17 protein-coding genes and 1 riboswitch are annotated in these 22,392 nt (G+C 73.6%); of the genes, 15 read left to right on the top strand and 2 right to left on the bottom strand.

Going from position 1 to position 22,392, the window contains the following annotated elements:
- Position 1: 1 nt before the first annotated feature.
- The 10 genes from AB0D74_RS42170 to AB0D74_RS42125 all read left to right on the top strand — a co-directional run bounded on the left by AB0D74_RS42170 (position 2) and on the right by AB0D74_RS42125 (position 16,387).
- Positions 2–1,879, top strand: a complete 1,878-nt coding sequence (locus AB0D74_RS42170) for a non-ribosomal peptide synthetase (RefSeq protein ID WP_362599306.1) — start codon at positions 2–4, stop codon at positions 1,877–1,879.
- A complete protein-coding gene (locus AB0D74_RS42165) occupies positions 1,876–2,670 on the top strand; it encodes a thioesterase domain-containing protein (RefSeq protein WP_362599304.1) in 795 nt (264 codons plus the stop codon). Before AB0D74_RS42170 ends, AB0D74_RS42165 begins: the two co-directional genes overlap by 4 nt.
- Complete coding sequence (locus tag AB0D74_RS42160; protein WP_362599301.1) at positions 2,640–3,872, top strand: cytochrome P450; 1,233 nt, start codon at positions 2,640–2,642, stop codon at positions 3,870–3,872. Before AB0D74_RS42165 ends, AB0D74_RS42160 begins: the two co-directional genes overlap by 31 nt.
- A gap of 125 nt (positions 3,873–3,997) precedes the next feature.
- On the top strand, positions 3,998–4,207 hold the full coding sequence (locus AB0D74_RS42155) for an MbtH family protein (protein WP_361300713.1): 210 nt from the start codon (positions 3,998–4,000) through the stop codon (positions 4,205–4,207).
- Positions 4,208–4,218: 11 nt separating this feature from the next.
- Positions 4,219–5,250, top strand: coding sequence for a TauD/TfdA family dioxygenase (locus AB0D74_RS42150; protein ID WP_362599298.1), 1,032 nt, complete (start codon positions 4,219–4,221; stop codon positions 5,248–5,250).
- 36 nt (positions 5,251–5,286) lie between these two features.
- Positions 5,287–12,315: an amino acid adenylation domain-containing protein gene (locus AB0D74_RS42145; RefSeq protein WP_362599296.1), complete on the top strand. Its 7,029-nt coding sequence runs from the start codon at positions 5,287–5,289 to the stop codon at positions 12,313–12,315.
- Positions 12,312–13,601, top strand: a complete 1,290-nt coding sequence (locus tag AB0D74_RS42140; protein ID WP_362599294.1) for an MFS transporter — start codon at positions 12,312–12,314, stop codon at positions 13,599–13,601. The genes AB0D74_RS42145 and AB0D74_RS42140 overlap by 4 nt, the downstream gene beginning before the upstream one ends.
- A gap of 15 nt (positions 13,602–13,616) precedes the next feature.
- The gene (gene ddaH / locus AB0D74_RS42135; protein WP_362599367.1) at positions 13,617–14,450 is read left to right on the top strand and encodes a dimethylargininase; all 834 of its coding nucleotides are present in this window, start codon (positions 13,617–13,619) and stop codon (positions 14,448–14,450) included.
- A gap of 126 nt (positions 14,451–14,576) precedes the next feature.
- Positions 14,577–15,491: a hypothetical protein gene (locus AB0D74_RS42130; RefSeq protein ID WP_362599292.1), complete on the top strand. Its 915-nt coding sequence runs from the start codon at positions 14,577–14,579 to the stop codon at positions 15,489–15,491.
- Positions 15,492–16,048: 557 nt separating this feature from the next.
- Complete coding sequence (locus AB0D74_RS42125) at positions 16,049–16,387, top strand: DUF2218 domain-containing protein (RefSeq protein ID WP_362599290.1); 339 nt, start codon at positions 16,049–16,051, stop codon at positions 16,385–16,387.
- A gap of 1 nt (position 16,388) precedes the next feature.
- Here the strand turns inward: AB0D74_RS42125 and AB0D74_RS42120 are convergent, their stop codons facing one another.
- Entirely contained in the window at positions 16,389–17,204 is an 816-nt protein-coding gene (locus tag AB0D74_RS42120) for a hypothetical protein (RefSeq protein WP_362599288.1), read from the bottom strand.
- Between the two features lie 118 nt (positions 17,205–17,322).
- The gene (locus AB0D74_RS42115; protein WP_362599286.1) at positions 17,323–17,580 is read right to left on the bottom strand and encodes a hypothetical protein; all 258 of its coding nucleotides are present in this window, start codon (positions 17,578–17,580) and stop codon (positions 17,323–17,325) included.
- Positions 17,581–17,740: 160 nt separating this feature from the next.
- On the opposite strand from AB0D74_RS42115, the gene AB0D74_RS42110 reads away from it, so the two are divergent.
- The 5 genes from AB0D74_RS42110 (at position 17,741) to AB0D74_RS42090 (ending at position 22,361) form a co-directional block, all read left to right on the top strand.
- Positions 17,741–17,872, top strand: coding sequence for a hypothetical protein (locus AB0D74_RS42110; RefSeq protein ID WP_362599284.1), 132 nt, complete (start codon positions 17,741–17,743; stop codon positions 17,870–17,872).
- A gap of 164 nt (positions 17,873–18,036) precedes the next feature.
- On the top strand, positions 18,037–18,909 hold the full coding sequence (locus AB0D74_RS42105; RefSeq protein WP_362599282.1) for a glutathione S-transferase C-terminal domain-containing protein: 873 nt from the start codon (positions 18,037–18,039) through the stop codon (positions 18,907–18,909).
- Positions 18,910–18,986: 77 nt separating this feature from the next.
- A riboswitch (SAM riboswitch) is annotated at positions 18,987–19,110 on the top strand.
- A gap of 389 nt (positions 19,111–19,499) precedes the next feature.
- Positions 19,500–20,483, top strand: a complete 984-nt coding sequence (locus AB0D74_RS42100) for an amino acid ABC transporter permease (RefSeq protein WP_362599280.1) — start codon at positions 19,500–19,502, stop codon at positions 20,481–20,483.
- Entirely contained in the window at positions 20,480–21,268 is a 789-nt protein-coding gene (locus AB0D74_RS42095; RefSeq protein ID WP_362599278.1) for an amino acid ABC transporter ATP-binding protein, read from the top strand. The genes AB0D74_RS42100 and AB0D74_RS42095 overlap by 4 nt, the downstream gene beginning before the upstream one ends.
- A 67-nt stretch (positions 21,269–21,335) precedes the next feature.
- On the top strand, positions 21,336–22,361 hold the full coding sequence (locus AB0D74_RS42090) for an ABC transporter substrate-binding protein (protein WP_362599277.1): 1,026 nt from the start codon (positions 21,336–21,338) through the stop codon (positions 22,359–22,361).
- Positions 22,362–22,392 lie beyond the last annotated feature (31 nt).

The following is a 22,392-nucleotide window of genomic DNA, read 5'->3' as shown; positions in this document are numbered from 1 at the left end:
CATGACCGACATGCACGGCCCCCGTCCGGCCGACCCGCTGGCCCGGTTCCTGGCCGCCGCCTGCGCCACCCCCGCGCGCACCGCGGTGGTGGCCGCCGACGGCCGGCTCAGCTACGCCGAACTCGCCCGCCGCACCGCGGAGCTGGCGGGCGCCCTGCGCGCCCACGGCGTCGGCCGCGGCGACCGGGTCGGCATCCACCTGCGCCGCACCGCCGACCTCCCGGTGGCGCTCCTCGCCGTGTGGCGGGCGGGCGCGGCCTACGTACCGCTCGACCCCGCCTACCCGCGGGAGCGGCTCGCCTTCATGGCCGCCGACGCGGGACTGGCCCTGCTGCTCTCGGCCGAGCCGGGCGCCGTCCCGCTGCCCGGCGGCATCCCGGTCCTCGGCCCGGACGCGACGGGGGAGACCGGCCCGGACACCCCGGTCACCGCGCTGGACGCGGCCTACGTCATCCACACCTCGGGCTCCACCGGCCGTCCCAAGGGCGTCGAGGCCACCCGCGGCGGTGTCGCCGCCCTCCTGGCCGGCCTGGAGGAACGCGGCCTGTACCGGTCCGCACCGGGCGTGGTCGGCTGGAGCGCGAGCGTGTCCTTCGACGCCTCCGTCCAGCAGTGGGCGCGGATCTGCCGGGGCGACACCGTCGTCGTGGTGGACGACAGGACCCGCACCGACCCGGTCCGGCTGGCCGCCCTGCTCGACGCGCACGGCGTCACCGACCTGGACCTCACGCCCTCGCACTGGGAGCTGCTGCGCGAGCCGCTGGCGGCCCGCCCGGTCCGGCTGTTCATGGGCGGGGAACCCGTACCGCAGGCCACCTGGGACGAGATCACCGCCGGCGGCACCGACGCGTTCAACCTGTACGGCCCCACCGAGTGCACCGTCGACTCCACCACCACCCCGATCGGTGGGCCCCGCCCGCACCTCGGCGACGCGCTGCCCTTCGCGGCCGTGCACCTGCTGGACCGGGAGCTGCGGCCGGTGGCACCCGGCACCACCGGCGAGCTGTACGTCGCCGGTCCCGCCGTCGCCCACGGATACGTCGGCCGGCCGGGCCTGACCGCAGAACGGTTCGTGGCCAGCCCCTTCGCACCCGGTGCGCGCATGTACCGCACCGGCGACCTGGCCCGCCGCGGCCCCGACGGAACCCTGGAGTTCGCCGGCCGCGCCGACCGCCAGCTCAAGCTGCGCGGCTTCCGCATCGAACCGGGCGAGATCGAGGGCGCCCTGACCCGCCATCCGGGGATCCGCGAGGCCGCCGTCAAGGTCCACGAAGCCGCCCCCGGCGACCAGCGGCTGATCGCCTACGTCACCACGTCCGGCAGCGCGGAGCCGGGTGCCGACGGCGTCCTGGCGCACGCTCGCACCCTGCTCCCCGTCCACATGGTCCCGTCCGCGGCCGTCGTCCTCGACGCGCTGCCGCTCACCCCCAACGGCAAACTCGACCACGCGGCGCTGCCCGCACCGGCCTTCGCCACCGCGTCCCGGCCCGGGTCGGCCGACAAGACGGCCGACAAGACGGCCGACAAGACGGCCGACAAGACGGCCGACAGGGCGGCCGACGGCGCGGCGGACAGCGGTGCCGCGGACACCGGTGCGGCGGACAAGGGCCTGGCCGAACAGGTCGCCGACGTCTGGCGGACCGTCCTCGGCCGTGACGACATCCGCCCCGACGACGACTTCCTCACCCTCGGCGGCCACTCGATCGCCGCGCTGCGGGTCATCCACGTCCTGCGCCGCACCCTCGGCGCCGAACTCCAGCTGCGTCACCTGCTCGACGCCCGCGACCTCGCTGACTTCACCGAAGCGGTCCGCACGGCGGTCCTGGCCCCGGCACCCCGGCGCCCCGCCCTCGTCGGCGGCACGGCAGGTGCCAGGTGACATCCCCACGACCGCGGATCGAGGGCGACTGGCTGCTGGTGCCCGCACCCCAGGACCACCGGCCCTACCGGCTGTTCTGCTTCCCGCACGCCGGCGGGGACGCCACCGCCTTCGCCCCGCTGGCCCACGCGCTCGCCCCGGCCGCCGAGGTGTGGGCGCTGCGCATGCCGGCCCGGGGCGGTCGCAGCCGGCACCCGATGCCCGCCACGTTCGACCTGCTGGTGCGGACCGTGACGGAGGCCCTCCTCCCGCACCTCAACGGCCGCTTCGGGTTCTACGGGCAGAGCTTCGGCTCCCTGCTGGCCTACGAGGTGGCGCGCGCCCTGCCCGCCGGGCAGCGGCCGGAGACGGTGATCGCCGCCTCCGCGTCCGCGCCCGGAACCTGGTCTGCCCCGACCCCGCCGCAGTACCAGGCCGAGGAACTGCTGCGCACCTGCGGCATGAGCGAACTCGTGCAGGCCGAACCGGAGTTGCGGGAGCTGGCGCTGCGGGCCATCCGCAGCGACCTCGCGGTGCGCGACACCTACCGGTACCGGCCGGTCCCGCTCCTCGACACCGACCTGCACGCCGTCGCGGGCGACGCCGACCCGCTGCTCGACGCCGCCCTGCTCGCGGGCTGGGCGGAGCACACCTCGGGCGCTTTCGACCGGACGGTGGTCCCCGGCGGACACCTGCTGGCGACCGTTGAACGGCCCGGACCGGTGGGCCTGCTGACCTCGATCGTCGGGCACCGGCCCGAACCGACCCCCAGGGAGCCCCGATGGCCACGAGCACAGTCCCTCGTCCGCTGACCCCCGCCCCGGCACCGGCCGGCCGCGTCGACCTGAGCGACCCGGGCCTGTGGACCCGCCCCGACCTGCCCGCCGTCGTCGACCGGCTGCGGGAGGCGGGCCCCGTCCAGCGCATCCGGACCGCCGACGACGGGCCGGTCTGGTCGGTGCTCTCCTACGACCTGGCCGTCGAGGTCCTCAAGGACGCGGCAACCTACAGCTCGGAGGGCGGCTCGCTGCTCGGCGCCGGAGCCGGGAACACGCCCGTCGGCGCGGGCCGCATGATGGCCCTGACCGACCCGCCCCGCCACCGCGAACTCCGCGCCCCCGCCTCGCCGTTCCTCTCACCCGGCGGCGCCCGCGGCGCGGCGCCCGGCATCACCGAGCTGTCCCGCCGGATCGTCACCGCGGCCGTGGAACAGGGCGAGGCCGACCTCGTCGACATCGTCTCCCCGCTGCCCCTGACCGTGATGTGCGACCTGCTCGACGTCCCGGACCAGGACCGCGAGATGGTCGTACAGGTCTGCGACGACGCCTTCCTCGGCCGCACCGCCCAGGAACGCAGGGCCGGTCACCAGCGGCTCATCCCGTACCTCATGCACCAGGTCATGAAACGGCGGGCCGACCCCCGGGACGACCTGATCAGCATGATGGCCACGTACCGGATCGGCGGACGGCTGCTGCCCGTCGAGGACGTGGTCCTCAACCTCGACAACATCGTCGTCGGCGGCGTGCAGACCGTGCGTCACACTGCCGTGATGGGGCTGCTCGCACTGGTGCGGCACCCGGAGCTGTGGCGGCAACTGCAGAGGGGCGAGGCCGAGATGGGGCCGGCCCTCGACGAACTGCTGCGCTGGACCTCGGTCGGCCTGCACACCCTGCGCACCGTCACCCGGGACACCGTGCTCGGCGGCCACGAGATCCGGCGCGGCGAGCGCGTCGTCGTCTGGACGTGGGCCGCCAACCACGACCCGGCCGCCTTCGACCGCCCGCACGACATCGTGCTCGACCGCAGCCCCAACCGTCATGTGGCGCTCGGCCTCGGCGCCCACTACTGCATCGGCGCGCCGCTGGCCAAGACGGAGCTGAGCGCGCTCTTCACGGCACTTCTGGAACACGTCGACCGGATCGAGCCGACCGGACCGGTCCAGTACAACCGCTCGATCATCAACTTCGGCCTGGACCACTTCCCGGTGCGCCTGATCGCCCGCCGAGCCGGATGAACTTCCGCTCTCCTGCCGGAACTCCTGCCTGTCGGTCAGGTCGTGCGCCGATAACTTCGAGAAGTCCGGACGGAGTTCCGGGAATTCCGAAACTCCCGCCCCGCTCACGACGGAGGAAAACCATCATGACGAATCCCTTCGAAGACGAGAACGGCACCTACAAGGTGCTCGTCAACGACGAGAACCAGCACTCTCTGTGGCCCGCGTGGATCGACGTCCCGGCCGGCTGGACCGTCGCCTTCGGCGAGGCCGACCGGCAGGCCTGCCTCGCCTGGATCGAGGAGAACTGGACCGACATCCGTCCGGCGAGCCTGCTCGCCGCCCTCGGCCGCTAGGAGGCGCCGCCGTGTCGACCGCACCGACCGCACCGCGCTGGGAGACCGCTCCCGGCCGCCCGGCCCTGACCCACGTGACCGGCGTCCACGACATGGACGCGGCCGTCGACTGGCTCCAGGACAACGGCCCGCACCTGCGGGCCGCCCTCGCCGAGCACGGCGTGATCTTCCTGCGGGGCCTGCCGGTCGCCGCCGGCCAGGACGTCGCGCGGGTACGGGACGTGCTCCTGCCGGAGCCCACCCCGTACCGCGAGAAGGCCACCCCGCGCAGCGACTTCGGCCACGGGATCTTCTCCTCGACCGACCTGCCGCCCCACCAGTCGATCCGCATGCACAACGAGAACAGCTACACGCTCACCTTCCCCGGCAAGCTGCTCTTCGCCTGCCTGACCGCGCCCGCCGAGGGCGGCGCCACCCCCGTCGCCGACTGCCGCAAGGTCCTCGCGAACCTGCCCGCCGGCCTCGTGGACCGGGTGCGCGCCAGCGGCTGGACGCTCACCCGGAACTACTCGGAGTACGTCTCCCTGGACTGGCGCACCGCCTTCGCGACCGACGACCCGGCGCAGGTCGAGGCGTACTGCGCGGAGAACCTCGTCTCCTGGGAGTGGCGGGAGGACGGCCGGCTGCGCACCCGCCAGCTGCGGCCCGGCACGATCACCCACCCGGAGACCGGCGAGGAGGTCTGGTTCAACCACCTCGCGTTCTGGAACGAGTGGTCGCTCGACCCGGTGATCCGCGAGGCCCTGACCGACGAGTTCGGCCCCGACGGCCTGCCCTTCAACACCGGCGTCGGCGACGGAGCCCCGCTCACCCGGGACGACGTGGACACCCTCAACGCCGTCTACGAGGCGGCCACCGTCCGCGAGCCCTGGCAGCGCGGCGACCTGATGCTCGTCGACAACATCCTCGCCGCCCACGGCCGCGACCCGTTCGGCGGCGACCGCAAGATCGCGGTCGCCATGGGATCGCCCGTCGACGTCCTGGACTGCCGACCCGGCGTGCCGCCCGCCGCGTTCCGCGCCGCACCCCTGCCCACCGCCTGACCAGGCCCCCGTGGCCCGTGACGTAAGGACAGATCCGTGATCCCGGTTTCCTTCGCGCAGCAGCGTCTGTGGCTGACCGACCAGATCGAAGGGCCTGGCCCGCTGTACAACCTGCCGTTCGCGGTCCGCGTGCGCGGCGTCCCGGACCCGGCGGCCCTGCGGGCCGCGGCCGTGGACGTCGTCACCCGGCACGAGGCGCTGCGCACGGTCTTCCCGGCCGTGGCCGGCGTCCCCGTGCAGCAGCTGGTGCCCGCCGAACGGGCGGCGGCGGATCTCTCCTTCACGGTGGTCGACTGCACGGCCGACCCCGGCGGCTATCCTGCGCGACGCGACGCGGCGGCGGCCGAACCCTTCGACCTGCGCGGCGAACTCCCGGTCCGCATATGGGTGTTCGTCCTCGCCCCGGACGAGTACGTGCTGCTGACCGTGCTGCACCACATCGCCGGCGACGGCTGGTCCAGGGGACCCTTCCTGCGCGACCTGGCCGCCGCCCACGCGGCCAGGCGCGCGGGCCGCGCCCCCGACTGGGAGCCGCTGCCCGTCCAGTACGCCGACTACGCCGTCTGGCAGCGCGAACTGCTCGGCGACGACAGCGACCCGGACAGCCTGATGGCACGTCAACTGGACTACTGGCGGACCAAGCTGGCCGGACTCCCCGAGGAACTGACCCTGCCCGCCGACCGGCCCAGGCCGCGCGCCCTGGGCGGCGGCGCCGACGCGCTGCCGATCCGTTTCGACGCGGAACTGCACGCCGCGCTGCTGGAGTTGGCGCGCACCCACCGGGTGACCGTGTTCATGGTCCTCCAGGCGGCCCTGGCCGCGCTGATCTCCCGGCTGGGCGGCGGCACCGACGTGCCGGTCGGCTCGGTCGTGGCGGGCCGTTCCGAGGAGGCGCTCGACGACCTGGTCGGCTTCTTCGTCAACACGCTGGTGCTGCGCACCGACGTCTCCGGCGACCCGTCCTTCACCGAACTCCTGGCCCGGGTCCGGGAGACCCACCTGGAGGCCCACGCCCACCAGGACGTCCCCTTCGAACGCCTGGTGGAGGAACTCAACCCGGTCCGCTCGACGGCCCGCCACCCGCTGTTCCAGGTGATGGCCGTCCTGCAGAGCAACGAGAACACCCAAAGCGCCCAAGCGGGCCCGGACGGCCTGGACTTCACGCCCGAACCGCTGGGGCTCAGGGTCGCCAAGTTCGACCTCAACATCGGACTGGAGGAGAACCACGCCCCGGACGGCACCCCGGCCGGGATCACCGGCTCCGTCGAGTTCGCCGCCGACCTCTTCGACACCGGGACGGTCGCGGCGTTCGCCACCCGCTGGGAACGGCTGCTCGAAGCGGCCGTCGCCGACCCGGGCGCACCGGTCGGCCGGCACGACCTGCTGGGCGAGGACGAACGGGCCCGGATCCTGGGGGAGTGGAACGACACGGCACGCTCGGTGCCGGGCGACTCCACCCTGACCGAGGCGTTCGCCCGGCAGGCCGCACGCACCCCGCACGCCGTCGCCGTCGTGTCGGACGACGTCACCTACACCTACGCGCAGGTGCAGGCCCGCGCGGAGAGCCTCGCGGCCCGGCTCGCCGCGCTGGGCGTGGGACCCGAGACGCCGGTGGCCATGCTGCTGGAGCGCTCGGCCGAGGTCGTGGTCGCCACGCTGGCGATCGTGCTGACGGGCGGGGCGTACGTGCCGCTGCACGCCTCGCTCCCGCCGGACCGCCTGGAGTGGGTGCTGGCCCAGGCCGGAGCGCCGGTGCTGCTGACGGACCGCGACGACCTCGGCTTCGTCCCGGACGCCCTGGTGATGCGGCCCGACGGCGATCCGGTGCCCGGGTTCCGGCCGCCGGCGGCCCACCCGGACCAGCTCGCCTACGTGATGTACACCTCCGGCTCCACCGGGCTGCCCAAGGGCGTCGCGGTCCGCCACCGCGACGTCGTCGCCCTCGCCACCGACCACCGCTGGCAGGGTGCCGACCACCGCCGTGTCCTGCTGCACTCGCCGCACGCCTTCGACGCCGCCACCTACGAACTCTGGGCACCCCTGCTGTCCGGCGGCACCGTCGTCGTCGCCCCGCCCGGCCACCTCGACCCGGCCGTCCTGCGCGCGGTCGTCGAACGCCACGCGGTGACGGCGGCCTGGCTCACCAAGGGCCTCTTCGACGTCGTCGCCGAGGAGAGCCCGCAGGCCCTCGCCGGACTGCGCGCCGTCACCACCGGCGGCGACGCCGCCGCGCCGGCCATGCTGCGCCGGGTCCTGGACGCCTGCCCCGGCCTGGTCCTGGGCAACGGCTACGGCCCCACCGAGACCACCACCTTCGCCACGTTCCGCCGGATCACCGACGACGACCTGACCGGCGCCCGGGTGCCGATCGGCACCCCGCTCGACAACATGCGCGCCTACGTCCTGGACGGCGGCCTGCGCCCGGTGCCGCCGGGCGTCCACGGCGAGCTGTACGTGACCGGAGCCGGCCTCGCCCGCGGCTACGCGGCCCGGCCCGCCCTGACCGCCGAACGGTTCGTGGCCTGTCCCTTCGAGCCGGGCGAACGGATGTACCGCACCGGCGACCTGGTGCGCCACCGAGCCGACGGCGCCATCGAGTTCCTCGGCCGCACCGACCACCAGGTCAAGATCCGCGGCTTCCGCATCGAACCCGGCGAGATCGAAGCCGTACTGGCCCGGCACGAGGGCGTCGGCCAGGTCGCCGTGGTGGTCCGCGAGGACGACGGCGACAAGCGGCTGGTGGCCTACTGCACCCCCGCGGGCGACCGGCAGGACCTGGCCGCCGCACTGCACCGGTACGCTGCCGACACCCTGCCGGGCTACATGGTCCCGCACGTGATGGTCCTCGAACGGCTCCCGCAGACCGCCAACGACAAGCTGGACCGCGCCGCCCTGCCCGCCCCCGACCTCGGTGGCCCGGCCGGCGGACGCACGCCCCGCACACCCCGCGAGGAGATCCTGTGCGGCCTGTTCGCCGAACTGCTGGGCCTCGCCTCGGTGGGCGTCGACGACGACTTCTTCGCCCTCGGCGGCCACTCCCTGACCGCCACCCGGCTGGTCAGCCGCATCCGCACCGTCCTGGGCGCCGAGATCCCGCTGGCCGACCTGTTCCAGGCACCGACGCCCGCGGGCCTCGCCGGCCGGCTCGCCGACGGCACCGCGGGCACCCCGGCCCGCCCGGCACCCCGGCCCGCCGACCGGCCGGAGCGGGTGCCGCTCTCCTTCGCCCAGCAGCGGCTCTGGTTCATCGGCCAGACCGAGGGCCCGAGCGCCACCTACAACGTCTCCCTGGCCCTGCGGCTGCGCGGCGCCCTGGACACCACCGCGCTGGAGGCCGCCCTGCGGGACGTCGTCGCCCGCCACGAGGCCCTGCGCACCGTCTACCGCACCTTCGACGGCGTCCCCCACCAGCACGTCCTCGACGGACCGCCCGCCCCGCTGCTGACCGTCGCGGACATCCCCGTCGCCGCCGCCGCAGGCCACGTCTTCGACCTTGCCACCGACATCCCCGTGCACGCCCACCTGATCCCGGCCGGACCCGGCGAACAGATCCTCGTCCTGGTCCTCCACCACATCGCCGCCGACGGCGCCTCCCTGCGCCCGCTCTTCGACGACCTCACCACCGCCTACCGGGCCCGCCGCGCCGACGCCGCACCGAACTGGCGGGCGCTGCCGGTGCAGTACGCCGACTACGCGCTCTGGCAGCGCGACCTGCTCGGCACCGACCAGGACCCCGACAGCCTCCTGACCCGGCAGCTCGCCCACTGGAGGACCGCCCTCGCCGGACTGCCCGAGGAACTCAGCCTGCCCGCCGACCGGCCCCGCCCGGCGGTGCCCGGCCACCGCGGCGACACCGTCCGCTTCGAACTCGGCCCCGCCCTGCACGCCCGGCTCACCGACCTGGCCCGCACCCACGGCGCCACCCTGTTCATGGTCCTCCAGGCCGCGTTCGCCACCCTCCTGCACCGCTTCGGCGCCGGGGACGACATCCCCGTCGGCACCCCCGTGGCCGGCCGGGCGGACGGCGCCCTGGACGACCTGGTCGGCTTCTTCGTCAACACCCTCGTGCTCCGCACCGACCTTTCGGGCCGCCCGAGCTTCACCGACCTGCTGAACCGCGTCCGCACCGTCGGCCTCGCCGCCTACGCCCACCAGGACGTGCCCTTCGAACGCCTGGTGGAGGAGCTCAACCCGGTCCGCTCCGCGGCCCGCAACCCGCTGTTCCAGGTGATGCTCGCCTACGACAACACCACCGAGGCGGACATCTCCTTCCCCGGCGTGCACGCCGAGCACGTGACCACCGACTTCACGGCCTCCCCGTTCGACCTGTGCCTCAACGTCACCGAACGCCACGGATCCGACGGCACCACGACCGGACTGGGCGGTGCGCTCGAGTACGCCACCGACCTGTTCGACCGGGACACCGCCGAGCGGCTCACCACCGCCCTCACCGCCGTGCTGACCCAGGTCGCCGACGACCCCGGACGGCCCGTCGGCAGCCTGGACCTCCTGACGTCCGACGACCGTACGGCGCTGGCGCGTTGGAACGACACCGCGCTCCCCGAAGCACCCGCCCTGCTGCCCGGGATCTTCGCCGCACAGGCCGCCCGGACCCCCGACGCCGTGGCCCTGGTCAGCGGTGACACCTCGCTGACCTACCGCGAACTGGACGCCCGCGCCGACGCGCTGGCCCACCGGCTGACCGCCGCCGGCGTCGGCCCCGAACAGGTCGTCGCCCTCGCCCTGGACCGCTCGGCGGACTCGGTCGTCGCGATCCTGGCCGTGCTCAGGGCCGGCGGCGCCTACCTGCCACTGGACGCCGACTACCCGGCCGACCGCCTCACCCACATGCTCCGCGACACCGCTCCGCTGCTCGCCCTGACCCACGCCCCCTGGCCCCTCCCGGAGATCCTGGACGGCGTGCCCCTTCTGTCGCTGGAGGAGGACGGCTCCGTACCCGCCCACCCCGCCCGGCCCGCGCCCCGGGCCGGCGCCCGCAACGCCGCCTACCTCATCTACACCTCCGGCTCGACCGGCCGGCCCAAGGGCGTGGTGATCGAGCACCGGGGCGTCGCCAACCTGTACGCGTTCCACCGGGCCACCACCATCGCGGAGGCCGAACGCGCCCACCCGGGACGGCGGTTCAGGTTCGCGCTCACCGCGTCCCTGTCCTTCGACACCTCCTGGGAGGGAATTCTCTGGATGGTGGCCGGGCACGAACTGCACCTGCTCGACGACGACTGCCGCCGCGACGCCGCCGCCGTGGTCCGCTACGTCGCGGAAGCCGGCATCGACGCGATGGACGTCACCCCGACCTACGCCGAACAGCTCCTGGAGGAAGGGCTGCTGGAGCGACGGCGGCTGCCGGTCCTGATGCTCGGCGGCGAGGCGGCGGGCCCGGCCCTGTGGACCGCCGTGCGCACGACCCCCGGCGTGACCGGCCACAACCTCTACGGCCCGACCGAGTACAGCGTCGACGCCCTCCACGCCCGGCTGGCCGAGCACGAAAACCCGCTGATCGGCGGGCCGTTGACGAACACCCGGGCCCATGTGCTGGACGAGAACCTGCGCCCGGTCCCGGTCGGCGTGGCCGGCGAGCTGTACCTGGCCGGCGCGGGCATCGCCCGCGGCTACCTGAACCGCCCCGGTCTGAGCGCCGAGCGGTTCGTGGCCGACCCGTTCGCGGCGGGCGAGCGGATGTACCGCACCGGCGACCTGGTGCGCCGCCGCCCGGACGGGGCGGTGGAGTACCTGGGACGCACCGACCACCAGGTCAAGATCCGCGGCTTCCGCATCGAACTCGGCGAGGTGGAGGCCGTGCTGGCCCGCTGCCCCGGAGTGACGCAGGCCGTGGTCGTCGCCCACGAGGGGAGACTGGCCGGCTACGTGACCGGGACGGCGGACGGCACCGCCGTACGGGAGTTCACGGCGGGCCTGCTGCCCGGGTACATGGTCCCGGCGGTCGTGACGGTGCTGGACGCGCTGCCCCTGAACGTCAACGGCAAGCTCGACCGCGCGGCACTGCCCGCGCCGCGCTTCGCGGGCACGGCTGCCGGGCGGGCGCCCGCGAGCCCGCGCGAGGAGACCCTGTGCGGTCTGTTCACCGAGGTGCTGGGCCTGGAGTCGGTCTCGGCGGACGACGACTTCTTCGCCCTGGGCGGCCACTCCCTGCTGGCGACCCGGCTGCTGAGCCGGATCCGCGCCGTCCTCGGCGAGGACATCGGCATCCGCGCCCTGTTCGAACACCCCACCCCGGCCGGTCTCACCCGCCACCTCGACACCGAGCGCGGCCCGCAGGACTCCCTCGGGATCCTGCTGCCGCTGCGGACCGGCGGCACCGCGACCCCGCTGTTCTGCGTGCATCCCGGAGCCGGCATCAGCTGGGTCTACTCCGGCCTGCTGCGCCACCTCGACGCCGCCCACCCGGTGTACGGCCTGCAAGCCCCCGGCCTCCAGAGCGGTGCCACCCCCGACAGCGTCGGCGCGCTGGCCACGACCTACCTGCGGCACATCCGGTCCGTCCAGCCCAGTGGCCCCTACCACCTGCTCGGCTGGTCCTTCGGCGCCGTCGTCGCCCACGAGATGGCCGTACGGCTCCGGGCGGCCGGCGAGGACCCCGGTGCCCTGATCCTGCTGGACGGCTACCCGCCGTCCGCCGTCCCCGACCCCGGCGCCGCCGCGGACCCCGGGCAGCCGACCGACCCGCTCGCCGCCCTGCTCACCTCCCTCGGCCTTCCCGTCGAGGGCGGCGTACCGGACGCCCTGCGGGCCATGCTCGGCGACGCCGCCGACACCCTGCCCCGGGTCTTCGCCGACCACGACAGGCTGCTGGCCGCACACGAGCCCGGCGTCTACCGCGGAGACGCCCTGTTCATCGGCGCCGCGCTCGACAAGCCCGCCGACTGGCCGTACGAGAGCGCCTGGCGGCCGTACGTCACGGGCCTGATCGAACACGACCTGCTCGCCTGCGAGCACGGCGCGATGACCCGGCCCGGCCCGATCGCCCTGATCGCGGAGGCCGTCGCCAAGAAACTCCGCTCCGCACAGCCGGGAGACCACCGATGAGCCGCGCCTACGCCGGTCCCGCCGCACCCGGGCGGGAGAAGGGGCGGCCCGCCCGCGGCCGTCTGGGACTGTGGTCCGAACGGAACTTCCGCAACCTGTGGCTCGGCGAGACCACCAGCGGCCTGGGCACCGCCGTCGGCCATGTCTCGCTGTCCCTGGTCGCGGTGGTCACGCTGCACGCCACCCCGCTCATGATGGGCGTGCTCACCGCGGCGGCCTGGACGCCGTGGCTGCTCATCGGGCTCCCGGCCGGAGCCTGGGTGGACCGCTGGCCGCGCCGCAGGATCATGCTGGTCTGCGACCTGGCGCTGCTGGTCCTGTTCGGGAGCGTTCCCGTGGCCGCCTGGCTCGGGGTGCTCACACTGGCCCAGGTCGTGCTCGTCGCCCTGCTCTCCGGCGCGGCGAAGGTCTTCTTCAGCACCGCCTACACCGCGCTGCTGCCCGCGCTCGTGGCCGACGACGACATCCTGGAGGCCAACGCCAAGCTGCACGGCGCCGAATCGGCGGCGGACGTCGCCGGACCCGGCGTGGCGGGCCTGGTCACCCAGGCCTTCGGCGCGGTCACCGGGGTCTTCCTCGACGCGGCGACCTACCTGGTCTCCGCGCTCTGCCTCGGCGGGATCGACGTCCGGGAGAACCCGCCGGAGCCGTCGCAACGCCGGGCGCTGCGGCGGGAGATCGCCGAAGGCGTCCGGTTCGTGGCCCGCGACCCGTACCTGCGGACCCTGGCGGGCTTCGGCGCCCTCGCCAACCTGGCCCTCAACGGCATCCAGGCCGTACAGACCGTCTTCCTGGTCCGGGACGTCGGCCTGCAACCGGGCGCCGTCGGGACCGTGTTCGCGGTGGTGAGCGTCGGCGGCCTGGCCGGGGCCACCGTCGCCGGACGGGTCGCCCGCTGGTTCGGCACCGCACGCGGACTGCTGCTGTGCATGCTGGTCGTGGCGCCCTTCATCTTCCTGCTGCCCTTCGCGGGACGGCAGTTGCCGCTCATGGTGAGCGCCCTGGCCTGGGGCGTCGCGGTGTGCGGGGTGGTCGCGGGCAACGTCATCGTCGCCGGCTTCTACCAGACCTACTGCCCCTCCCACCTGCTCGGCCGGGTCCGGGCGAGCGCGTCGACCGTCAACTACGGGGCGATCCCCGTCGGCGCCCTGCTCGGCGGCTGGCTGGGCGGCGCCGTGGGCAGCAGACCCACCATCTGGATCATGTCCGGCGTGCTGCTGTCCGCCGCCCTCGTCCTGCTCGCGAGCCCTCTTCGCACCCTCCGCAACCTTCCCCGGATGCCGTAAGGACTGATGACCGTCATGGAACCGAGCACCCAGCGCTCCGCCCGCACCCGGCACTACCTGATGTGCCGTCCGACCCACTTCGAGGTGACGTACTCGATCAACCCCTGGATGGACCCCGGCAAGCCGGTGGACACCGAACTCGCCGTCACCCAGTGGGAACAGCTTCTCGCCCTGCACCGGCGGCTCGGCCACCACGTCGAGCTCATCGACCCGCTGCCCGGCTACCCCGACATGGTGTACGCGGCCAACGGCGCCACGGTGGTGGACGGCAGGGTCCTCGGGGCCAGGTTCCGCGACGTGGAGCGGGCGGCCGAGGGACCGGCCTACCTGCAGTGGTTCCGCGAGCGCGGATACCTGGTGCACGACCCGGTCCACGTCAACGAGGGCGAGGGCGACTTCCTGCTCGCCGGCGACCGGCTGCTGGCCGGCACGGGTTTCCGCAGCGCCCCCGAGAGCCACGCGGAGGCCGAGGAGTTCCTCGGCCGCCCGGTCGTCGGCCTGGAGCTGGTCGACCCGCGCTTCTACCACCTCGACACGGCCCTGACCGTCCTCGACCACGACGAGATCATGTACTACCCGGGCGCCTTCGCCCCGCACAGCCTGGCCGTCCTGCGCCGCCTGTACCCGGACGCGATCCAGGTCGACGAGGCCGACGCCGAGCACTTCGGCCTCAACGCGGTCAGCGACGGCCGCCACGTCGTCCTGCCCGAGTCGGCCGCCGGGGTGGCGCGGCGCCTGAGGGAACGCGGCTTCGAACCCGTCGGCCTCGACCTGTCCGAACTGCTCAAGGGCGGCGGCAGCGTGAAGTGCTGCACGCTGGAGATCCGTGACCGCCCCGCGCTCGGCTGACATGCGGCGGACACCCGGGTACCGGACAGGTGGCGGGATCGAGCGTCCATCCGCTGTAGATCGCTCCCCGGTTTCATCGAACGATGAGGGTCTCCGACGGGGGAGCCCGGAGAGGAACGACCAGGCATGACTACCGAGGAGTTCACGCACCCTCCTACCGAGGAGGAGGCACGGGCCGCCTTCGTGTCCCGGGCGGCCGGGGCGGCGGCGGACGCCGGGGTACTGATCGACCGGGCCGCGGCCCTGCTGCCGCCCGCCGTCACCGGGGACCGGGCCCGGACCGGCTGCGGCGAGGAGGACCTCGACATCCTGTTGGCCGCGCTGGCGGGGCAGCTGGCCGGCCGGTCCCGCCTCGGCACGGTCCCCCCGCAGGCCACCGTGTGGGGGCTCGACCTGGACACCGGCGTCCTGCGCCGGGTCCCCGCCGAGCGGCTGGCCGTGCCGGCCGACCCGGCCGGAACCCCCGCGGTGGGAGTGGCGGCGGGCCTCACCTGGGTAGGCGCCCTGGAGGCCGGCATGGCCGCGCACTGCGAGGCGCTGCTGGCCCGGCGCCTCGCGGAGCCCGGCACCCGGGTGCACCGCCTGTGCGCCGCGGGCCTGTGCGACGGCCGGTGCACCGCCAACGACTGCGCCAGGACCGCCACAGGCGTCTCGCGTCCCCTCTACGCGACGGGCGAACCCGTCGCCCACGACCTGTCCGGGCTGCTCTCCCTGCCCGGCTGCGCGATCCGGCTGGACCCCCGCCCGGACACGGTCGTCGCGACCGGTGCCACCCGCGCCGAGGCCCTGCGCCGTGCCGCCGCGCGTGCCCTGGCCGCCGCCGCGGGCCGCGGCCCGCGCCCGCTGCCCGCGATCGGCCCGGACCGGGAACTCCCGCCGCCCGGAGCCGGACCGTCCGCCCCCGTGCACTGGTCCCGGCCTCTCGACGCCCTGCGCGCCCAGGGCCGAACCCCGGTCGCGGTACTCCTGGACCAGGACCCCCGCGTCAACGAGGTACTTCCCTACCTGGTCCACGTCGTGCTGCTCGACGGCCCTCGATGACGCCACCGCCGTGCGCTCCGGCCGGTGGCGCCCGTCCGCCGGCCGGTCACGGGCCGATTGCGCCGGCCCGGTAGGTGAGGCCGAACAGACCTCCCGGGCCACCGGCGAACAGCGCTCGCCCGTCCGGAGCCCGGACGCGGCATCGCAGGGGGGGTGTCCGTGCGCATCTTGGTGAGTACCTCGCCGGTGAGGGCCTCCCAGATGCGTACGGTCCCGTCGCTGCCGACGGTGGCGAGCCGTGGGCCGCCGAACGCCATTGCGATGACAGGGCCTTCGGGACCGCCGAGGGTCCGCCGGACGGTACCCGTGGTCATGTCCCGCAGGTGCACGGCCCCTTGCGGAGCCGGCTGTCGTGGCATGCCTCCCGCCGTCAGGTCCCGGAGCCGTACCGCTCCCTGGCCCGCAAGGGCGGCGAGCGTGGTGCCGTCGGCGTCGAAGGACAGTCCCACACACCCGGCATGCAAAGGTTGCGGCCCCGGGTACGGCGCCGGACCCCCCGCCCCGACGTAGCGTGAGCCCGTCGCCCTACGCCCGCCCCGCACCACCGGGAGTCCCAGATGGCCCGCTCCGAAGCCCGCGTCCCCACCGACCGGCCCGCCCGCTACGCCAAGCAGCTCGCCTCGCACCTGGGCCGCCGCTCGCAGACCAGCTGGGACGAGGACAGCGGCACCGGCGGCATCGTCTTCCAGAACGGCACCGGCACCCTCACCGCGACCGAGGGCGCCCTGCTGCTCACCGTGGAGACGGACCCCGAGAACCTCGATGTCCTGGAGGGTGTCGTCGGCCGGCACCTGGTCCGCTTCGGCACCCGCGACGAACTCGTCGTCGCCTGGCACCGCGACAACGGGGAACCGGGCACCACCCAGCGCAACTCCGGGGAGCCGGAACCCCACTGACCTAGTCGAACTGACTCGGCAGCGGTGCCGGGGTCTTGCCGGACAGCACGTCCTTGAGGCGCTTGGCGCCGTTCTGCACGGCCAGCGCGGTGCTGTCGTGGTCGACGCCCGAGAGGCCGCCGTTGGTGACCGCGGCCCCGGAGGCGCCGACGCGGAACGCCACGACGTCCAGGGTGGTCGTGGCGGGCTGCCCGTTCGAGGTGCCCTGGACGGTGACCGTGAGCGCCGCCAGCGCGTCGCCCGCCTTGGGCGGCTCCTTGTACTCGACGACCTGCACGGTCCGCTTGCCGCCGTCCGAGCCGGTGGCCGAGAACTGGTTGCACTCCGTGGGGAGCTTCTTCAGCCATGTGAGGGTGGCGTCCATGCCGGCCTGGCCGTAGTCGCCCACCTGGTAGAGCAGCCGGGAGTCCTGCGAGACGAAGCCGCGCAGCCCGGAGGCGCCGGTGGCCCGGCCCAGCAGGGTGTCGGAGTACAGGCTGTCCAGCAGCCGCTGGCAGTCGGCCGCGTCGGACTTGGCGTTGAGGAAGTCGGCGACGTCGACCTTCCCGACCAGCATCTGGTTGCGCCAGGTGGCCGCGTCGTTGGCCGGCTGCCAGTCGTCCTCGATGTCGGCCGACGTGATCAGCGCGGCCTGCGCCCCGGGGCCGGTGAGGGCGGGGGTGCGCGACGGGGACGGAGAGCGTTCGGCGGCGGGGGAGACGGCCGCGGCCTCGGGGGAGCCGCTGCCGTCCGAACAGGCCACCGCCGTGGCGAGCAGGGTCCCCGCCGCCAGGGCCGTGGCGAGCACACGCGCGGGTCGGGACGGACGACGGGTCATCGCGACTGCCTCCTCGGGAACGCGGTACGTCGCCGGACGGACGACACCGGTACGTCCCTCCACGCCACCACCGGCCACGGGCGCCGACCACCCGCACGTGCCATTCGGGTGAGCGGCGTCATGCCCCGGCCGCCGAGACCCGCACCCGCCGGCTGCCGCAGCGCGGGCACACCGCGTCCGAGAGCGGCGACGGCACGGCACGGCCGGCCTCGTCGACGTACTCCAGGGTGGTCTGCAGCTCCGGATCGGCGACCGGGTCGGTGAAGAACACCGCCTGGAAGGCGGCCTCCCAGCCGTGGCCGCACCGCCCGCAGCGGAACGCGAAGGTCTCGGGCACGGCACCCGGCACCGGCCCGGGACCCGGGGGCTCGGTCATCGGCTCCGACTCCTGTCGCTCGGCCTCCGCCACCAGCGCACCGCCCCTGCGGGCCGACGGCAAGTCGGGGCCGGGTGTCCCAGGCGTGGACGCCCCCTTGACGCCGGGCGGGGGCCGATCGACACTCCAGGTGGGAATCCTAGTGAAAAGGTAGGGAACGATGGGTCGCCTGCGCACGCTCACCGGCAGACAGCGCCGCGAGAGCCCCGCACCCTGGACGGCCCCCCTGCTTACCTCCCGCCGGCACATCGACCTGCTGCGGATGTGCGGCGCGACCGGCCGCAGAGGCTGAGCGCCCGGTCCCGGCCGCACGCGGCGGGCCCCCACCCGCCGGGAGCCACCACGGCTCACCCAGAGCTCACCGAGCAACGGCTCACCCAGAGCTCACCGAGAACCCACCGACGAACGCTTCCGCCGCGCGTACGTCCGCGCGCCCGCCCGCCCCCGGGGAGACGCATGTCCATCACTCCACTCGCCGCCCTGCCGTCCGTCCGCACCGCCCCCGGCTTCCGGGGCCGCATCGGCCGCGACGCGCGCAGCGGCCACTACGCCGTGCCGCGCCGCTACCGGCTGCACCTCTCCACGGCCTGTCCCGACGGCCTCCGCATCGCCGTCGGCCACAGCCTGCTCGCCCTGGACGACTGTTGTCCGGTCACCTACCTGCCCGCCGTCCCGGACTGTCCCGACGGCAGCCACGCGGTGCTGCGCCCGCTGTACGAGGCCAGCGCGCACCGCTACTCGGGACCGGCCCTCGCACCGGTGTTCAGCGACGGCTGGTCCGGCCGGATCGTCAGCACGCACAGCCGGGACATCCTGCGCGACCTGGACCAGCACTTCGGCGACGGGGTCGCCCGGCTCTACCCGTGCGGCGCCGAGGCCGAGATCGAGGCCGTCGAGCGGCTGTGCGCCGAGGACGTCGAACAGGCCGCGCAGCGTGCCGGGCGCGAGGGCGGCGACCCGGAGGCGCTGGAGGTGCTGCTCGCCGCCCTGGACGAGCTGGAGCGCCGGCTGACCGGGGTGGAGTTCCTGGTCGGCGGAGAACTCACCGCCGCGGACATCGAGTTGTGGGTGACCCTCGTGCAACTCGACACCGTGCACCGCAACCACCTGGACGCCGCCGCCGTGCACGCCATCGCCGGCCATCCGGTGCTGTGGGCCTACGCCCGGCGGCTGGCGGCCCGTCCGGCCTTCGGCGCGCACCTCGACCTCGACGGCATCGCCCGCCGCCACCACGGCCGTTGCCAGGGCCTGGAGGCCGCCGGCGCGGCTGTCCAGATCCTGGACTGGGCAGGCCACGCGGCGGACGCTCCGCGCGGTCGGCGCAGGTGAGAGCGGTCTGAACCGTTTCGCCCATCGGACAGGCGTTGACATTCGTTCGGGCAACTGCGTTACTTACGGACCAGAACGGTCATGAGCGTCAGCATCAAGCCCTGGCTAGCTGACCGGCAACCCTCGCACCGCGGTGGGGTGCCCCAGGTGACGACCGGACCGACGACGTTTCGGCAAGCGACGATTCGGTAAGCGCGAGTGCCCCTCGGGGCCGGCACGACAGTGACAGGTGACGGACATGTACGCAGCTTCCAGGACGGCCCAGCGCCGTGCCGAGGGCTGCGTACGCCCGTACCCGAGCCCGCTCGTCGCCGACCGCGCCGTCGACCTGCTCCGTGTCAACAGCGCCCTGTGTAGCGCGTGTACCGCACCGGGCTGTGCCCGCTGTCGGGTCTGACCAGGCCTTTCCGCCGGTTTCCCGCAGCTCCGCACCCCAGCGTCCCCGTCGAAACACCGGCCGCCCGGTGTGCCGCCGTCCGCCCCGCCCCGTGCCCCGCGCGCCCCCGCGCACCGTTCCGTGCCCGCACACGGCCCGGTGCGCGGCCCCCGCCGTGGGAACACGTGGGTGTCCGACTCCGCCGGAGCCCGCCATGAGTGAACCCCCAGGCGCCACGATCGCCGCCCCCGACGCGCCGACCGCCGCCGACGAACCATCAAGGCCCTTGACAGCGCAGCGAGTTCAGCCGCTGCGCAAACCGGGCCGGTGGATCGCCACCGCCGTCGTCCTGGTTCTGGTCGCCCAGTTCGTACACGGACTGGTGACCAACCCCTTCTACCAGTGGGACCGTTGGGGCTACTGGTTCCTGCGCCCGGCCATCCTCGACGGACTGGTCATCACCCTCGAAGTCACCGCCTACAGCGCGGTGCTGGGCCTGCTCGGCGGTGTCCTGCTCGCCCTGGCCCGGCTCTCCAAGAGCCCCGTGCTGCGCGCGGTCAGCTGGACCTACGTCTGGGCGTTGCGCTCCATACCGCTCATCGTGGTCCTGCTCTTCCTCTACAACTTCAGCGCCCTGTACAGGACGCTGAGCATCGGCGTCCCCTTCGGGCCCGCCTTCTTCTCCTTCGACGAGTCGAAGCTCGCCACCGACATGGCGATCGCCGTCATCGGCCTCAGCCTCAACGAGGCCGCCTACGCGGCCGAAGTGGTCCGCGGCGGCATCCTCTCCGTGGACCAGGGCCAGCACGAGGCCGCCGCCGCGCTCGGCCTGCCCAAGGGCTACCAGTTCCGGAAGATCGTGTTCCCGCAGGCGCTCAGGTCGATCACCCCGAACTACGTCAACCAGCTGATCGGCCTGATCAAGAGCACCTCACTGGTCTTCTACGTCTCGCTGCTCGACCTGTTCGGCACCGCCCAGAGCATGGGCTCCACCTACCCGGGCGACATCGTGCCGCTGCTGCTGGTGGTCACCGTCTGGTACCTGATCCTCACCAGCATCGTCTCCGTGATCCAGTTCTACGTCGAGCGGTACTACGCCCGGGGCGCCACCCGCTCCCTGCCGCCGACCCCCTTGCAGAAACTGCGGGCCGGCGTCGCCGACCTGCGCGCCCGCATCCGCCGGGAGGCCGCCGTATGAGCACCACCGACACCCTGGAAACGGCCCCCGCCGCCCTGGAGATCCACGACGTCCACAAGTGGTACGGCACCCACCGCGTCCTCGACGGCGTCGACCTGACCGTGCGGCCCGGCGAGGTCACCGTGATCATCGGCCCGTCCGGCTCCGGAAAGTCCACCCTGCTCCGGGTCATCAACCACCTGGAGAAGCCCGAGATCGGCTACGTCAGCATCAACGACGAGCTGATCGGCGTGAAGCGGCAGGGCGACCGGCTCAAGGAGCTGAGCGAGCGGACCATTCTCGGCCAGCGCAGCCGGATCGGCTTCGTCTTCCAGAACTTCAACCTCTTCCCGCATCTGACCGTGCTGGACAACGTGGCCGCCGCGCCTGTCGCCACCGGGAAGCTCAGCAAGCCCGACGCCCAGGCCTTGGCCAAGGAACTCCTCGAACGGGTCGGCCTCGGCGAGCGGATCGGTGCCTACCCCCGGCAGCTCTCCGGCGGTCAGCAGCAGCGCGTCGCCATCGCCCGCGCCCTCGCCCTGCGCCCCGGCGTCATCCTCTTCGACGAGCCGACCTCCGCCCTGGACCCCGAACTCGTCGGGGAGGTCCTCGCCGTCATCAAGGACCTGGCGACCAGTGGCACCACGCTCGTCATCGTCACCCACGAGATCGGCTTCGCCCGCGAGACAGCCGACCGGGTCGTCTTCATCGACGGCGGAAAGATCGTCGAGCAGGGCCCGCCGTCCGAGGTCCTCGACAAGCCCCGGCACGAGCGGACCAGGGACTTCCTCAGCAAGGTCCTCTGACCCGCCCTGCCCCAGACCTCCCCCCACACCACCACACCCTCATCACCAGCACCGACAAGGAACGGCCATGTCTACCCACTTCACCCGACGCAGCCTGATCAGAGGCATCACCGCGGCCACCGCCGTCGCCACCCTCGCCACCGGGCTCGCCGCCTGCGGTGGCGACAGCGACGCGGCCACCACCACCTCCGCCGCGAAGACCGGCGAGGTCGTCGTGGGACAGGTCTCCAACGGCGCCGCCACCCAGACCACCATCAAGGTCTCCGAGGTCAAGTCCATCAGCGCCGAACTGCCCGCCGCCGTCAGGAAGAGCGGCAGGCTGGAGATCGGCATCGGTGCCCTGCCGGCCGGATTCCCGCCGCTGGCGTTCGTGGGCAGCGACCAGAAGACCCTGACCGGTTCCGAGCCCGACCTCGGCCGCCTGGTCGCCGCGGTCTTCGGACTCAAGCCCGAGATCCAGAACGCCACCTGGGAGAACATGTTCGTCGGCATCGACAGCGGCAAGGTCGACGTGGCCTTCTCCAACGTGACCGACACCGAGGAGCGCAAGAAGAAGTACGAGTTCGCCTCCTACCGGCAGGACAACCTGGCCTTCCTCGTGCCGAAGAAGAGCACCTGGAACTTCGACGGCAACTACGAGAACCTCGCGGGCAAGACCATCGCGGTCGGATCCGGCACCAACCAGGAGAAGATCCTCCTGGAGTGGAAGGCGAAGCTCGCCAAGGAGGGCAAGAAGCTCACCGTCAAGTACTTCCAGGACAGCACCAGCACCTTCCTGGCGCTGGACAGCGGAAAGATCGACGCCTCCTTCGGCCCCAACCCCGGCTTCGCCTACCACAACAAGCAGACCGCGGGGAAGCCCAACGCCACCCGCACCGCGGGCACCTTCTCCGGCGCGGGCGCCACCCTCCAGGGCCTCATCGCGGCCACCGCCAAGAAGGACAGCGGCCTCGCCAAGCCTCTGGCGGACGCCATCAACTATCTGATCGAGAACGGCCAGTACGCCGAGTGGCTCAAGGCCTACAACCTCTCCGACGAGGCCGTCGCCAAGTCCGAGGTCAACCCGCCCGGACTGCCGCTCGACAACTCCTGACCACCCGTCAAGCAGCACCGCCGCAAGGCGA

This window comes from Streptomyces sp. NPDC048278 (assembly GCF_040652195.1).
In the GTDB taxonomy this organism is placed as follows: Bacteria; Actinomycetota; Actinomycetes; order Streptomycetales; family Streptomycetaceae; genus Streptomyces.
The sequence above is the reverse complement of the archived record's forward strand: the minus strand, read 5'-3'. Positions and strand labels throughout refer to the sequence as shown.

Coding starts and splice junctions, on each gene's coding strand:
- AB0D74_RS42170 (WP_362599306.1), top strand. CDS start 2: ATGACCGACATGCACGGCCCCCGTCCGGCCGACCCGCTGGCCCGGTTC.
- AB0D74_RS42160 (WP_362599301.1), top strand. CDS start 2,640: ATGGCCACGAGCACAGTCCCTCGTCCGCTGACCCCCGCCCCGGCACCG.
- AB0D74_RS42155 (WP_361300713.1), top strand. CDS start 3,998: ATGACGAATCCCTTCGAAGACGAGAACGGCACCTACAAGGTGCTCGTC.
- AB0D74_RS42140 (WP_362599294.1), top strand. CDS start 12,312: ATGAGCCGCGCCTACGCCGGTCCCGCCGCACCCGGGCGGGAGAAGGGG.
- ddaH (WP_362599367.1), top strand. CDS start 13,617: ATGGAACCGAGCACCCAGCGCTCCGCCCGCACCCGGCACTACCTGATG.
- AB0D74_RS42130 (WP_362599292.1), top strand. CDS start 14,577: ATGACTACCGAGGAGTTCACGCACCCTCCTACCGAGGAGGAGGCACGG.
- AB0D74_RS42125 (WP_362599290.1), top strand. CDS start 16,049: ATGGCCCGCTCCGAAGCCCGCGTCCCCACCGACCGGCCCGCCCGCTAC.
- AB0D74_RS42120 (WP_362599288.1), bottom strand. CDS start 17,204: ATGACCCGTCGTCCGTCCCGACCCGCGCGTGTGCTCGCCACGGCCCTG.
- AB0D74_RS42115 (WP_362599286.1), bottom strand. CDS start 17,580: ATGACCGAGCCCCCGGGTCCCGGGCCGGTGCCGGGTGCCGTGCCCGAG.
- AB0D74_RS42110 (WP_362599284.1), top strand. CDS start 17,741: ATGGGTCGCCTGCGCACGCTCACCGGCAGACAGCGCCGCGAGAGCCCC.
- AB0D74_RS42105 (WP_362599282.1), top strand. CDS start 18,037: ATGTCCATCACTCCACTCGCCGCCCTGCCGTCCGTCCGCACCGCCCCC.
- AB0D74_RS42100 (WP_362599280.1), top strand. CDS start 19,500: ATGAGTGAACCCCCAGGCGCCACGATCGCCGCCCCCGACGCGCCGACC.
- AB0D74_RS42095 (WP_362599278.1), top strand. CDS start 20,480: ATGAGCACCACCGACACCCTGGAAACGGCCCCCGCCGCCCTGGAGATC.
- AB0D74_RS42090 (WP_362599277.1), top strand. CDS start 21,336: ATGTCTACCCACTTCACCCGACGCAGCCTGATCAGAGGCATCACCGCG.